We start from the raw sequence: 13,471 nt of genomic DNA on the forward strand, positions 1-13,471 counted from the left end.
CACGGTCCCGGATTACTGCAGGTAAGAGCTGGTGGCAGTCCGTCCCGTCGGCACATTGCGTTCGTCCATCGACACGGACTTCAGGCCGGCGGTGAACCATCGGCAGCGCAGGAGGCACCACCACGCGGCGGGAACAGCAGCTCGCCGTGGTCGAGGAGGCCGCTCGCCGGCCGGCGGCCTGCGCGGACCGCGTCCGTGCGGCGCACGCGAACGGCACGGCGACACGCGAAGGCGTCGAGTTCGCCGAGTTCTTCGCCGCCGGGGCCGCCACCGCGGCCGACGACCGGCGCCGGCTGCGGCAGGAGCAACCCGAAGGCCGGCAGCGGACTTTCGAACCGTCGTGCCGCCTGGGCGCGCGCCGAGATCGGGGCCCGTGCGGCTGCCGGCCTGGAAGCCGAAGGGTGGATGCCGCCCGAGCGCTACGCCCGCCGCGTCCTCGCCGACTACGCCGCGCCCTGGCCACCGCTGTGGTTCTTCCGTCCGGCCCCCGGCGCCCTGCGGCACACGCAGGACGACGGGCACCTTGTGGCCAGGGCCAAGCCGCTCGACCCGACACCGAGCATGACGTCGCGTCAGCAAGCCGCGTCAGTGCACCGCTCGACTTTGAAGACCTCGGAAGGCGGGCCTGTCTCCGCCGCGGCGAGCGAGCGCGGGGCGAACGGACCGTCGTGGTCACTCCGCCCCGCACACTCGCCGCCGGGAGGGGCTCGGCGGTCAGCTGCCGACGAGCATCTGCCAGGTCTGCGGTCCGACCTGGCCGTCCACACCCAGGCTGTGCGCGGACTGGAAAGCCCGGGCTGCGGTGGCGGTGCCGGAGCCGAAACTGCCGTCGACAGCAAGGCCGTAGCCGAACTTGTTCAGCTCGACCTGGGCGGCACGGACGTCGTCACCACTGGAGCCCGACTGGACCTGGACGATCAGCGCCGACCACGTCTGCGGTCCGATCTGACCGTCCACACCCAGACCGTGCGCGGACTGGAAGCTCTTGGTCGCGGCGAGAGTGGCCGACCCGAACTCGCCGTCGGCGGTGATCGAGGCACCGTGGTAGCGCAGCAGGTACTGCGCGGCCAGCACATTGTTCCCGGTGTCGCCGTCGATGACGTTCGGCCAGGGCGGCGCGACGGTGCCACCGCCCGTGGCGCCGTTCCCGGTGCCGACGAGCATCTGCCAGGTCTGCGGTCCGACCTGGCCGTCCACACCCAGGCTGTGCGCGGACTGGAAGGCCCGGGCTGCGGTGGCGGTGCCGGAGCCGAAGTTGCCGTCGACGGTGAGGCCGTAGCCGAACCGGTTCAGCTCCACCTGGGCGGCACGGACGTCGTCACCACTGGAGCCCGACTGGACCTGGACGATCAGCGCCGACCACGTCTGCGGTCCGATCTGACCGTCCACACCCAGACCGTGCGCGGACTGGAAGCTCTTGGTCGCGGCGAGAGTGGCCGACCCGAACTCGCCATCAGCGGTGATCGAGGCACCGTGGTAGCGCAGCAGGTACTGCGCCGCCTGCACGCTGGGCCCCGTCATGCCGTCGGTGATGTTCGGCCAGGACGGCAGGATCACACCGGTACCACCGCCGCCGGTGCCGCCCCACTGCCCGAAGTCGGCGGCCATCGCCTGGTCGAGGTCCGCGTCGTGCCCGGCGACCGCGATACCGTTCTGGACCTGTCTCAACTGCGCGCGGCTGTCCCAGTTCCCGCCGGACCACGCGTACGTCTGCCAGCCCCAAGCTATCTTCCCGTTGTCGAAGAGTTCTCCGATCACGTGGTAGCCGCCGTACGCACCGGTCCGGGACCGGCCGATCACCGAGGCGACGCCGTCGAAGTAGGAGTTGAGCGCGGAATACATCGAGGGCTGAAGGTCGAAGTCGACGCTGAAGTAGATCGGCCGCGACGACGGCATCCCGTTGGCCAGCGCTTGCCGTTGCGCCTCAGTGGCATGCCCGGCCCCCTGGGAGTAGGGGTCGGAGGGGACTCCGCTCTGCCAGTCCTGCAGCCCGTCGGACTCCCAGTTGGAGACGATGCCCAGATCCGCGGCGGTCAGGGCCTGAGCCTCGGACAGGGTGAGGACCTTCGGGTTCGGCAGCCAGCTGAGGTAACGGCACACGAAGCCGTAGCCCGCCGCGGCGACCGAACCGGCGGTGAGCGACGCGTCGGAGTAGTCGATCCCGTAGCCGGTCGCCGCGGACGCCGACGGGGCAAATGCGATACCGGTCGCGGTGGCCACCGCGGCGCCGCCGGCGAGGGTCAGCAACCTGCGTCGGGACAATTGACGGCTATGGCCGAACAGGCTCATGACATGTTCCAATCCTTGACGTCTGGTGGCGGGTGAGCAACGCAGGATCCGCTGGGCGAACGGCATGCGAGTCCTGCCGGCGCCAGCTGTCCGGCGCTTGGGCGGTGCCAGTCGGAAGCAGCGCTGCAGGTGATCTTTCGGCCCCGGTCCGGCCCGTGTCCACGGCGAGTCGGGATCTGGCGGGATCGCGGGACGGCACCGGCACTGACCTGCCGGGATCCGCAGCGGCGTGACGATCGAGCGGGACAGTTTCGGTGCGGCCGCCGAGCAGGGCGGCTGTGTGGGTGCCGGCCCAGGTCTCGGTCGGGTTGGGCGCTGGTGCTGTGGAAGCAGCGCGAAGCCGCCCAGAGCTTTCCGGAGTCTTCACAGGTGAGCGGTGCGCTGGTTCGGCTTGCTGACGCGACGTCACGCTCGGCGCCGGGTCCAGTGGCTCGGCCCTCGACCCAGGGTGCCCGTCGACCTGCGTGATCATTTCTGTTCTCCACCCAGAACGATCACGCGGGAGCCACGGGCCTGCTCAACGATACGACGTTGCCGCTCGGCCTCGACAGGGTGTCCGTCGACCGGGTCGCGCGGCTGGCGGACGGGACACGCCGGGTCCACCTGGCCACGGCCGATGAGAGGGCCCGGGCGTGCCCGGTCCACAGGGTGTTCGCCACCGGAGTGAAGGGCTCGGCGGTGACCCGGCCCCGCGATCTGCCGTACGGCGAGAGCGGGTTGAAGTCAGGCCGGCACAATCGCCGCTGGTGGTGCCAGGAGCCCGGCCGCCCGCGCAGGTCCTACTGACGACCGTCGTCCAGCTCATTACGGCCGCCGAACGCGCCCGCGCCCAGGTCCACACCGGCCTCGCGCAGCTGCGCCAGGACGCCACCGCGAAGGGCCTGCCGCCGATCACCCGGGACAGGACATGGGGCTACCGGATGCCGGACGGCGCACGGGAGGCCCGGACGGGCTACGAGAGGGCGCTCATCGAATCGGTGCACCACCGGGTCGCCCACTTCGCCGCCGGGATCCTGCTGCCGCCCCGGAAGAAGACACCCGACGCCCCCTGCAGCCGCACGGTCATGCCACCGATGGGCGCGATCGAGCCCACCCGGACCTCCTCGCCGGCCTGGAGCGATCCACCCGAGGAAAGCAACGGGCTGCGACCGCCTCGCAGTTGGCTCTCTGTCAGGTCGCGACCCGGCACCCCGTCACGACCCTGCCCCTGCCCCTGCCCCGCCGCCCCTACGACACCAGTGACCTCGAATGGCTCCTCCTGGAACGGCTCCTGCCCGTCCCCGCCTGCCAGACCTCCAAGGGCGGGGGCCCGGAGAAATGGCCCCGCCGGCACGTCGTCGACGCCATCCGCCACATCACCGCCAACGGCGCGACAGGGCGGGCACTGCCCGCCGACTTCGGCATCCCCTGACGCACTGTGCTCGGCTACTTCGCCCGCCGGGCGAAGGCCGGCGTCCTGCGCCACATCCAGCGGATGACGATCCTCGCCGGGGCCGCGCCCGGTATGCAGCTCACCTGGCAGGCGGCCCGCCGCGGCCGGCTCTGGACGGCCGCCGCCGGTGCCTCACCCGGCGCCGATCGGGCCGCACATCAGGTTGCCGGGTTCGGCAGGGTCGTCGCTGGTCCAGAACTGGGTCCACAACGCGGCGAACTCAGAGCGGCTGAGGTAGCCGTCGGCGTCCTGGTCGAGCCGGTCGAAGGCACCGCCGGTCGCCACGGGCCGCCCATGCCAGGTGTCGACGAGACGCTGGTGCTCGCCGCGCGAGATGCGCCCGTCGGCGTTCTCGTCGACCGCGTCGAAGATGGTGTCGGCAGTGGCGGTGACGGCCTCGGGGATGGTCCGCAGCAGGTCCACCATGGCGAGGAGGTCGTCCATGTCGATCCGGCCGTCCCGGTCCGTGTCCACGGTGTCCGACAGCTGCTGCCACCAGCCCTTGAGCACACCGTCCACGCGCGCCGCCAGTTCCGCTCCCTCTCGCACTCGCGGCAGCCGGCCCCAGCGGTCCGCCAGGGCCACGAAGTCCGCCTCCTCCAGATAGCCGTTGCCGTCCGCGTCGAACGCCTCGAACATGGCCCGGAGCTTGGTCCGCTGGAACTCGCTGGACATCACACGTCTCCTCGCTCGCAGTACTTCAGTACTTCACTACTGGAGGACATGCTTTCCGCAGCCGGCCGCCCCGCAACGGCGCTCGCGCTCACCGCGGCGGACACCCGCACGCCCACGCGCCCGCCTGATGCGCCGGGCGCCGGTTTGCCCGCGCAGGATGGAGGACCGTTCCCCCGCAACCGCCCACGCCCGCCGAGAGCCGCCGCCGATTCCGTACCCTGGCGGCATGCGCATGCGCCCCACTCTGAGCTGGACCCCCGCGGCGGCGGCGGACCTGCTGCCGGGCACCACCGACCTGGAGCCGGTCGTCGACGTGCTGAGCGCCGGCGGTGTGCTGGTGCTCAGCGGGGCCGGCATCTCCACGGAGTCGGGCATCCCCGACTACCGGGGCGAGGGCGGGAGCCTGAGCCGGCACACCCCGATGACCTACCAGGACTTCACCGCGAGCGCGAACGCGCGGCGTCGGTACTGGGCGCGCAGCCACCTCGGCTGGCGCACCTTCGGGCGGGCCCGCCCCAACGCGGGACACCTTGCGGTGGCCGCCTTCGCCCGGGACTCCCACGTCTCGGGCGTCATCACCCAGAACGTCGACGGCCTGCACCAGGCCGCCGGCAGCGAGGGCGTCGTGGAGCTCCACGGCAGCCTGGACCGGGTCGTGTGCCTCTCCTGCCGCGCCATCAGCCCGCGCCGCGAACTCGCCCGGCGTCTGGAGGCCGAGAACCCCGGCTTCGCCCCGGTCGCCGCCGGGATCAACCCGGACGGCGACGCGGACCTCACCGACGCGCAGGTCGGGAACTTCCGCGTCGTGCCGTGCGCCGACTGCGGGGGCGTCCTCAAACCGGACGTGGTGTTCTTCGGCGAGGCGGTTCCGCCGCAGCGCGTCGAGCACTGCCGGCGGCTGGTCCGCGAGTCGACCGCGCTGCTGGTCCTCGGCTCGTCGCTGACGGTGATGTCCGGGCTGCGGTTCGTCCGTCAGGCGTCGCAGGAGGGCAAGCCGGTGCTGATCGTCAACCGTGACCCCACCCGGGGCGACCCGCACGCCCGCACCCGGGTTGCCCTGCCGCTGGGAACGGCCCTGACGACCGTCGCCGACCGGCTCGGCATCCCGGTCGGCGGGCCGACGGGCTGACGTCATCCGCTTTCCGAACGTGATCGGTCGGTTCGGGGCAGGCGGGCATGAACTCCGGTCGGTGGACGGAGAGACGGGCGTGATGCCTCCGCTCGTCCGGCTCGTGGAGGTGGCTGGTGGCGTCGGTGCCCGGTCCGCCGGCGGCCAGGGAGAAGAGGGTCCGGGAGGAGAGCGCACGGTTGCGGGAGGAGGCCCAGCAGGTGCAGCCCGCGCTCGGTGCGGCCGAACGCGGGCTTCACGGTCGGTGGATGCCCGGGTGACAGTGACCGAGGTGCCGACCGGGCCGCCTTCCCTCCACGACCGGGCGGCCCGTTCCGGTGTCGCCGATCGGGTTCACGCGTACGGCGCGCACCCGCGCCCCCGGCCGGCCTCACACCGAGAACTCGCGTATCACCGTGTTCCGGAACACCGCGCTGCCACCGATCGTGAACAGGGCGAGCCGGGTGTCCAGCAGGTACGGGAACACCTGGCTGGTGTGCACGTAGCGGCCGTCGTCGACGAACATCTCCACCGACGTGCGGTCCACCAGGATGCGCAGCTTCACCGTGCCGGCGGACGGGTCGAACGGGGTGTGGCTCTCCTGCCACGTGCCGGACGTGTCGGCGTTCACCGTGCCTCGTCGGTTGAGGAAGGCGTAGTCGGCGTAGATGCCGGCGTCGATGTGCCGACCGCCGCCGGGTGAGCGCCTCAGCTGAAGGCCCGCGCCGGTGAGTTGGGACCAGGTGATCTCGGTCGTCACCTCGTAGGAGATACCGGTGTAGTCGAGCACCTTCGTGCCGTCCACGGCCACGTCGCCCAGGTTCACGGTGCGGGAGACATGCGCGTCGAGGCCGGCGACGGGCTGGGAGGCGAGGTAGTAGGTGCCGTCGGATGCCTTCTTCAGGGCGATCTCGCGGACGACGGAGTCGGTGCCGTTGAAGCCGTCGCAGTCGATGGTGGGGGTGGTGTCGGCGTAGTCCCAGTTGTTCACCCATCCGATCGCGTACCGGGCGGCCGTGTCCACCGCGCCGCTCGCGTCCCGCTTCTCGAAGGTGACGGCGGCGTACCAGTCCCAGCCGTGGTCGAGCCACTGCGGGTCACCCGCATCGGCGGTGAACGCACTGCCGTCGAAGGAACCCGTCCAGTAGGCGTACGTGTTGGGCAGCCCCGAGCTCTTCCCGTTGGCGCTCACGCCGAGCACCCATTTCACGGTGCCGTCGGCGGCGGTGACGCGGAACAGGTCGGGGCACTCCAGGACGCCGATGCCGTCGTGGACGAAACCGTCCACGTACGTCCAGGACTTGAGATCGTCGGAGTGGTAGAAACCGATCTTGTCGTTCTCGGCGAGGGCCATCACCCAGCGGCCCCGGTCCTCGTCGCGGATCACCTTGGGGTCGCGGAAGTCGGCGACGCCGGGGTTGGGCAGGACGGGGTCGGTCCCGTAGTTGGTGAAGGTGAGACCGCCGTCGGTCGAGTAGTACAGGAACTGCTCCTGGTGGTCGGTGCCGCCGCCGGGGGACATCGTGACGATGACGACGACCGCGCCCGCACCGAACCCGGCCGTGTTGCCGGTGTCGACCACCACCGAACCCGACCAGAGATCGCCGTTGACCGTGGTGTCCTTGGGCACGGCGACCCCGCGGTCGGTGAAGGAGACCAGGTCCGTGGTGGTGGCCAGGCGCCACGCGGTGCCGACGACGCCGGTGAAGTAGTCGGCGTTGTAGAGGTAGTAGTAGCGGTACTCGCCGTCGATCCAGACGGGCCGCTGCGGGTCGTTCTTCCACTGGTCGGGCACCGTGAAGTGGTACGCGGCGCGGTAACTCGCCCCACTCACCGCGGAGTTGGCGCCGCTCTCGGCCGTAGCTCCGGGCTTCGGGGCAGCCGTGGCCGTCCCGGTGGGCAGCAGCGCGGCGGCTGTGCCGGCCGCCGATCCCGCGAACAGTGATCTCCTGGAAATCCCCGATATCCCCGACGTCGCCGATATTCCGGGCATGACAGATCGTTCCTCTCGTGGCGGCCCATGAGGGCTTGTGGCGGCTCGTCACACACGCGAGTGCGGCTCACAGTGCGGAGGGCGTGAAAAATCAGCTCCTGCGAACGAGGACTGTAGACCTAACTCGTTAAAGGTCAAGCGTTCCCGACCCTTGACAGGCCTGCCGCCCGGTTCCCATCATCTGGGGCATCACCCCTGAACTAACACGAGTTAGGCCCGTTGATGACTGACTCGCACCTCCCCCGCCGCACACTGCTGCGGTACGGCGCGTACGGGGCCGGAGCAGCCGCCCTGGCCGGGACCGCCGCGAGCTGGGACCGGCTCACGGGAGCCGACATCCCCGGCCGTGACGACGGCTCCCTCGTCGTCGCCACCCTCGGCTCCGCCTTCGACCCGGCCACCGTCGACGCCCTCACCAAGGGCTTCCACCGGCTGCACCCCGACATCCCGCTGCGGGTGAACCCGGTGCAGGCCGTCGACTGGTCGGACTTCTTCGCGAAGATCCTCACCCAGATCGCCGCGGGCACCGCCCCCGACCTGGTGTATGTGGCCACCGAGGGCGTGCAGTTGTTCGCCCAGCGGCTTGGCGTGTCCCTGGACCGCTGGGTGCGGCGGGATGCGGCGGAGCTGCGTGAGTACTTCGCCGACGTCCACCCCTCGCTGGTGGAGTCGATGATGTACGAGGGGCACCTCTACCAGCTGCCCATGGAGTTCAACGCCGCCGACATGTACCTCAACAAGCAGGTGCTGAAGCGGGCGGGCGCGGGTTTCCCGGCGGCCGACTGGAGCCGCGACGACTTCACCGCGCTGCTGCGGGAGATGAAGCGAACCGGCGGTTCGCACTTCACGCCGTACTTCTGGACCAACCGGCTGTGGGGCGGCGTGGTGCCCTGGCTCTTCGCGAACGGCACGAACCTGCTGAAGGAGTCGAAGGCGCCCGGCGGCTCCTGGCTGTGGGACACCTTCTACCCGGCCGCCGACCGGCGGGGGCGCGGCGGAGGCTTCCGCTGGACGACCCCGCAGGCCACCGCCGACCGGGTCGAGGAGGCGTACGACTATCTCGCCTCCCTCGTGCAGGAGGACCTGTGCACCCGGCCCGAGGGCGGCAACGGCAGCAACCTGGTCGGCGTGTTCTCCACCGGCCACGTCGGCGTCACACCGGCGGGCGGCTTCTGGGCGGGCGGCCTGCAACAGGCCGGCATGCGGGCCGACGGCTACGACGTGCAGTACTTCCCGCGCTGGCGCACCCAGCGCCACCAGTTCGGCGCGGCGGGCTACGCGCTGCTGCGCACTTCGAAGAAGCAGGAAGCCGCCTGGGAGTTCATCAAGTACGCGGCCCGCAAGGACACCATGACCCGGCTGTTCAAGAGCAACCAGACCACCCCGGCCCGGCGTTCGATGCTGAACGCGGCCCGCTATGCCGCGAGCGGCCCGGCGCACTGGCGGGTCTTCTACGACACCCTCGACCGGTTTCCCGACACCGGCCCGATCCCCGCGCCGCCGCAGGTCGCCGAGGTGACCGACGTGCTGCTCAAGTACACCGGCACGGCGCTGGCCTCGCCGCGTGCGGTGGGTCCCGCGCTGCGCCGGATGCAGGGCGACCTGGAGCAGGCCATGGAGCGTGAGGTATGACGAACACCCAGGTCCCGAACACTCAGGACCCGAACGCTCAGGTCCCGGCCGTACGTTCGCGGCCCGCCGTGCCACCCGCCGTCGCCGTGCGGCCGTCCGTCCGCGACCGCGGCGCCCGGCTGCTGGCGGCGCTGTTCCTGGCGCCCACGGTCGTCGGCATCGTCGTCTTCACGGTCGTGCCGATCATCGGGTCCGTCGTGCTGAGCCTGTTCCACTGGAACGTGATCGACCCGCCCCGTTTCGCCGGCGGCGCCAACTACCGTACGACCTTCACGGATTCGACCGTCCTGGTCTCCTTCCGCAACACGCTCCTCTTCATGGTCCTCGCGGTCACGCTGCAACTGCTGATCGCGCTGTCGCTGGCGCTCGCGCTGAACGGGCGGATGCCGGGGTGGCTGCGGTCGGTGTTCCGTTCGGCGTTCTTCTTCCCCCTGGTGCTGTCCGCCGCGTCTATCTCGGTGGTGATGAAGTACCTGTTCAACCAGGACTTCGGGGTGGTGAACTGGCTGATCGGCCTGGTCGGCGTCGCGCCCGTGCCCTGGCTGACCTCGGAGCACGCGGCGATGGCCACGGTGGTCCTGGTCTACGTCTGGCAGCAGTTCGGATTCTCGTTCCTGCTGTTCGTCGGCGGTCTGAACAACATCCCCAAGGAGATCCACGAGGCCGCCGCCCTCGACGGCGCGACCGGCCTGCGCAAGCACCTCGGCATCACGCTGCCGCTGCTGTCGCCGACGCTCCTCGTCGCGTCGGTGGTCGGCATCATCAACGCCCTGCAGGTCTTCGAACAGCCCTACGTCCTCACCGACGGCGGACCCGGCGACGCCACCCGCACCGTGGTGATGGTCATCTACGAAAGGGCCTTCGAGCAGCTCGACTTCGGCGAGGCGTCCGCGGTGGGCGTGCTGCTCTTCGCGCTGATCATGGCGGTCACCGCCGTCCAGTTCCGGCTCAGCCGGCGTTTCGTCCACTACCAGTGAGCCGGTGAGCCGCATGAGCCAAGCAACCCCGACCCTGAGCCGCGTACGTCACTCACTCACCCCGTGGGCCCGGATCGCCGGACTGACCGTGTGCGCCCTGGTGACGCTGGGCCCGGTCATCTGGACCGTCGCCACCTCGCTGCGCACTCCGGCCCAGTCCTTCGACCTGCCCCCGCAGATCATCCCGACGCATCCGACGACCGCGGCCTACCGCGGGGTCTTCCAGCAGATCGACGTGTGGCTGCTCGCCCTGAACTCCACGCTGGTGACGGCACTGGTCGCCGTCGGCCAGATGATCACGGCGGGCCTGGCCGGATACGCCTTCGCGCGCCTGGAGTTCCGGTTCAAGAAGCCGCTCTTCGGCCTGGTCCTGGCGACCATGATGGTGCCGTTGCAGGTCACCATCGTGCCGGTGTTCCTGGTGCTGAAGTCGATGGGCCTCACCGACACGCTCCTCGGCCTGATCATCCCGGCCTTCCCGACGGCCTTCGGCACGTTCCTGATGCGCCAGTACTTCCTCGGTATGCCGAAGGACCTGGGCGAGGCGGCCATGCTGGACGGCGCGGGGACCTGGCGGATCTTCCGTTCGGTGTACGCGCCGCTGGCCACACCCGGCCTGGCGATCGTCGGCGTGCTGGCCTTCAACTACCACTGGAACGAGTTCTTCCGCCCGCTGATCCTGGAGACCTCCAGCCAGAACTACACGCTTCCGCTGGGTCTGGTCTCCCTCCAGGGCAACCTCGGCACCGGGTCCATCTCGGTCGTCCTGGCCGGGGTCGTGCTCTCGATGCTCCCCGCCGTCGCCGTGTTCGCCGTCGGCCAGCGCCCTCTCCGCGAGGGCATCACGTCCGCAGGAGTCAACCGTTGAGCAATGACCCCAACGCGCCGCGTTTCAGGGTCCGTCCACCCGCCGGCTGGATCAACGACCCCAATGGGCCGTTCCGTTGGCGGGACCGCTACCACCTCTTCTACCAGTACAACCCCGACGCACCGGTGCACGCGAACGTCCACTGGGGTCACGCCTCCAGCACCGACCTCGCGCACTGGGAGCACCACCCGATCGCGCTCACCCCGACGCCGGGCGGCCCCGACGAGGCCGGCTGCTGGTCGGGCTGCGTGACCGACGATGCCGGCACACCGACCGCCGTGTACACGGGAGTTGACCATGCCCACACCGGACTCGGCACCATCTGCCTGGCGCGGGCGGCGGACCCGGACGACGAGCTGCTGACCGAATGGAAGCCGCTGCCGACACCGGTGGTGGCGGGGCCGCCGCCGGGACTGGACGTGGTGATGTTCCGCGACCCGTTCGTCTTCCGCCACGCGGAACGGCGCTGGGCCCTCGTCGGGGCCGGGCATGCCGACGGCACGCCGTCGGTCCTGCTCTACGACTGCGACGACCTGGCCGACTGGCGGTTCGCCGGTGTGCTGCTGGACGGCAACGACCCGGTGGCCGCAGGCGTGTTCGGCGACAAGTCGGTGGGCTGGGAGTGCCCGCACCTCTACCGGACAGCAGGCGGCGACCACGTACTTCTGGTGTCCCTCTGGGACGGAGACCCCTGCTCCACCGGTTACCTGACGGGCCGTCTGGAGGCGGACGGCAAGGGCAAGTTGAGATTCGCGCCGCGCACGGGCGGTCGACTCGACCAGGGGCGGGACTTCTACGCCCCCGCCGTGCTCCAGGAGCCGGACCGCGCACTGCTGTGGGGCTGGTCGTGGGAGGCCCGCCCGCAGGAGGAGATAGACCGCGCCGGATGGGCAGGCGTACTCACGGCACCCCGGGTGGTCGACATCCACCCCGACGGTTCACTGCGGGTGAGTCCGGCCCCGGAACTCGAACTGCTGCGCCCAGCCGAGCCGTTCGTCACCGCGCCGGGCCGGGTTCCGCTTCCCCCCACGTACGACCTGACGCTCACCGCATACGAACCGACCACGGTGACCCTGCTCCGGGACGCGGCGGGCCGGGAGCTGACCGTCCGGGCGGACCCCGCCTCGGGGACCGTCGTCCTCGACCGCGGCGCCTGGCCCCGGACCGGCAGGGAGGGCTCCGCCCCGATCACCGTGCAGGTGCCGAAGGCGCCGGAACTCACCCTCCGGCTTCTCGTCGACGGCTCCCTCCTCGAACTCTTCGTCGCGGACCGAGCCATGGTCACCGAGCGCGTCTACCGCCGCCCCGGCGACACCGCCGAGCTGGTCGTCGACGGGCCGGGTGCCCGGGTCACCGGGTGGGCGCCGGACCCACGGAGTCGCGGCTGACCACAGGGCAGGCCAGGCGTCGGACGGTCGCGGGCGGCGCCTGGCCCGCTTCGATGGCGTCCAGGAGCAGCCGGGTCGCCGCCTCGCCCATCGCCCGGTGCGGCAGCGCGACCGAGGTGAGCGGCGGGGTGAGGAACGCGGCCATGTGCTCCTGGTCGTCGTAGCCGACCACCGACAGATCGGCGGGTACGTCGATCCCGAGCCGGGTCGCGGCGTGCAGGACGCCCGCCGCGACCCGGTCGTTGTAGCACAGGACGCCGGTGGGGCGGCGGCCCGGCTCGACCCCGTCGAGCAGGCGCAGCGCCCCCGCGTATCCGGCGGAGATCTCCCCGCCGCCGCGCACGATCCACTCCGCGGGCAGGGTGACGCCCTCGGCACGCAGCGCGTCCCGGATGCCGCGGGTGCGTTCCGCCGAGGCAATGTCGTCCAGACCGCCGATCACGGCGAGCCGGCGGTGGCCCGCAGCGAGCAGCAGGCGGGCGGCGGTACGGCCACCGGCGCGCTCGGCGGGGACCACGGCGGGCAGGGAGTCGTCCTCGGGCAGGCAGTTGGCCAGCACGGAGTGGGTGCGGTGCAGGCCCTCGGGGACGCGGACCCGGCGCAGTGACATGGCCGCGTAGATGATGCCGTCCACGCGCCGGTCGAGCAGTTCCGCGACGGCCGCGTCCTCCTTGACCGGGTCACCGCCGGAGTCGACGGTGAGGACGAGATGGTCCCTGTCCCAGGCGGTCTCCATGGCGCCGCGCAACAGTCGGCCGGCGAACGGCGAGGACGCGATCTCGTCGGTGACCAGCCCGATCACGGCCGTACGGCGACGGCGCAGACCGCGGGCCACCGGGTCGGGGCGGTAACCCAGCTGGGCCGCGGCCTGCTGGATGCGTTCCTGGGTGGCGGCCGAGAGGTTGCCGTCCGCTCGGCCGTTGAACACGAAGGACACCGCGGTGTGCGACACGCCGGCGAGCCGGGCGACGTCCCGTGACGTCGGGCGCCCGGTGCCCGTGTTCCCGCTCTCCTCGGCACCGCCCACGCCGTCCGCCGTCCTCGCCCAGCCCGTCCCTGTCGATCACCGTCCACCCTATCCGCGGGGAGTGCCGCGGCACACAGGAGAG

At 71.1% G+C, this 13,471-nt stretch carries 11 protein-coding genes; 6 read left to right on the forward strand and 5 right to left on the reverse strand.

The window, feature by feature from the left end; translation table 11 throughout:
• Positions 1-714: 714 nt before the first annotated feature.
• On the reverse strand, positions 715-2,289 hold the full coding sequence (locus tag OG496_RS03640) for a peptidoglycan-binding protein (RefSeq protein WP_405969531.1): 1,575 nt from the start codon (positions 2,287-2,289) through the stop codon (positions 715-717).
• 952 nt (positions 2,290-3,241) lie between these two features.
• Complete coding sequence (locus OG496_RS03645; RefSeq protein WP_366492697.1) at positions 3,242-3,382, reverse strand: hypothetical protein; 141 nt, start codon at positions 3,380-3,382, stop codon at positions 3,242-3,244.
• Between the two features lie 66 nt (positions 3,383-3,448).
• Here OG496_RS03645 and OG496_RS03650 point away from each other — a divergent pair, with 66 nt between their 5' ends.
• Positions 3,449-3,700 carry a transposase gene (locus OG496_RS03650; protein ID WP_405969532.1) on the forward strand — a complete coding sequence of 84 codons (252 nt, stop codon included), beginning with the start codon at positions 3,449-3,451 and terminating at the stop codon, positions 3,698-3,700.
• A gap of 153 nt (positions 3,701-3,853) precedes the next feature.
• On the opposite strand, the gene OG496_RS03655 is transcribed toward OG496_RS03650, so the two are convergent.
• Positions 3,854-4,396 carry an EF-hand domain-containing protein gene (locus OG496_RS03655; RefSeq protein ID WP_405969533.1) on the reverse strand — a complete coding sequence of 181 codons (543 nt, stop codon included), beginning with the start codon at positions 4,394-4,396 and terminating at the stop codon, positions 3,854-3,856.
• A 226-nt stretch (positions 4,397-4,622) separates the two neighbouring features.
• Here OG496_RS03655 and OG496_RS03660 point away from each other — a divergent pair, with 226 nt between their 5' ends.
• Positions 4,623-5,525, forward strand: coding sequence for an NAD-dependent protein deacetylase (locus OG496_RS03660; protein WP_405969534.1), 903 nt, complete (start codon positions 4,623-4,625; stop codon positions 5,523-5,525).
• 370 nt (positions 5,526-5,895) lie between these two features.
• Here the strand turns inward: OG496_RS03660 and OG496_RS03665 are convergent, their stop codons facing one another.
• Positions 5,896-7,497, reverse strand: coding sequence for a glycoside hydrolase family 32 protein (locus tag OG496_RS03665; protein WP_405969535.1), 1,602 nt, complete (start codon positions 7,495-7,497; stop codon positions 5,896-5,898).
• Positions 7,498-7,719: 222 nt separating this feature from the next.
• On the opposite strand from OG496_RS03665, the gene OG496_RS03670 reads away from it, so the two are divergent.
• The 4 genes from OG496_RS03670 to OG496_RS03685 are packed head-to-tail and all read left to right on the forward strand — an operon-like array spanning position 7,720 to position 12,362.
• The gene (locus tag OG496_RS03670; protein ID WP_405969536.1) at positions 7,720-9,129 is read left to right on the forward strand and encodes an extracellular solute-binding protein; all 1,410 of its coding nucleotides are present in this window, start codon (positions 7,720-7,722) and stop codon (positions 9,127-9,129) included.
• The gene (locus OG496_RS03675; protein WP_405969537.1) at positions 9,126-10,106 is read left to right on the forward strand and encodes a carbohydrate ABC transporter permease; all 981 of its coding nucleotides are present in this window, start codon (positions 9,126-9,128) and stop codon (positions 10,104-10,106) included. The genes OG496_RS03670 and OG496_RS03675 overlap by 4 nt, the downstream gene beginning before the upstream one ends.
• A 13-nt stretch (positions 10,107-10,119) precedes the next feature.
• Positions 10,120-10,974, forward strand: coding sequence for a carbohydrate ABC transporter permease (locus OG496_RS03680; RefSeq protein ID WP_366492691.1), 855 nt, complete (start codon positions 10,120-10,122; stop codon positions 10,972-10,974).
• The gene (locus OG496_RS03685) at positions 10,971-12,362 is read left to right on the forward strand and encodes a glycoside hydrolase family 32 protein (protein ID WP_405969538.1); all 1,392 of its coding nucleotides are present in this window, start codon (positions 10,971-10,973) and stop codon (positions 12,360-12,362) included. The genes OG496_RS03680 and OG496_RS03685 overlap by 4 nt, the downstream gene beginning before the upstream one ends.
• Here OG496_RS03685 and OG496_RS03690 read toward each other — a convergent pair.
• Positions 12,325-13,389 carry a LacI family DNA-binding transcriptional regulator gene (locus OG496_RS03690; RefSeq protein WP_405969539.1) on the reverse strand — a complete coding sequence of 355 codons (1,065 nt, stop codon included), beginning with the start codon at positions 13,387-13,389 and terminating at the stop codon, positions 12,325-12,327. The genes OG496_RS03685 and OG496_RS03690 overlap by 38 nt on opposite strands.
• Between the last annotated feature and the right edge of the window lie 82 nt (positions 13,390-13,471).

This window comes from Streptomyces sp. NBC_00988, assembly GCF_045162645.1.
In the GTDB taxonomy this organism is placed as follows: domain Bacteria; phylum Actinomycetota; class Actinomycetes; order Streptomycetales; family Streptomycetaceae; genus Streptomyces.

What these genes read in the sequence shown, in the direction of transcription:
- OG496_RS03640 (WP_405969531.1), bottom strand. Translation starts at nt 2,289, where the DNA reads ATGAGCCTGTTCGGCCATAGCCGTCAATTGTCCCGACGCAGGTTGCTG.
- OG496_RS03655 (WP_405969533.1), bottom strand. Translation starts at nt 4,396, where the DNA reads ATGTCCAGCGAGTTCCAGCGGACCAAGCTCCGGGCCATGTTCGAGGCG.
- OG496_RS03660 (WP_405969534.1), top strand. Translation starts at nt 4,623, where the DNA reads ATGCGCATGCGCCCCACTCTGAGCTGGACCCCCGCGGCGGCGGCGGAC.
- OG496_RS03665 (WP_405969535.1), bottom strand. Translation starts at nt 7,497, where the DNA reads ATGCCCGGAATATCGGCGACGTCGGGGATATCGGGGATTTCCAGGAGA.
- OG496_RS03670 (WP_405969536.1), top strand. Translation starts at nt 7,720, where the DNA reads ATGACTGACTCGCACCTCCCCCGCCGCACACTGCTGCGGTACGGCGCG.
- OG496_RS03675 (WP_405969537.1), top strand. Translation starts at nt 9,126, where the DNA reads ATGACGAACACCCAGGTCCCGAACACTCAGGACCCGAACGCTCAGGTC.
- OG496_RS03680 (WP_366492691.1), top strand. Translation starts at nt 10,120, where the DNA reads ATGAGCCAAGCAACCCCGACCCTGAGCCGCGTACGTCACTCACTCACC.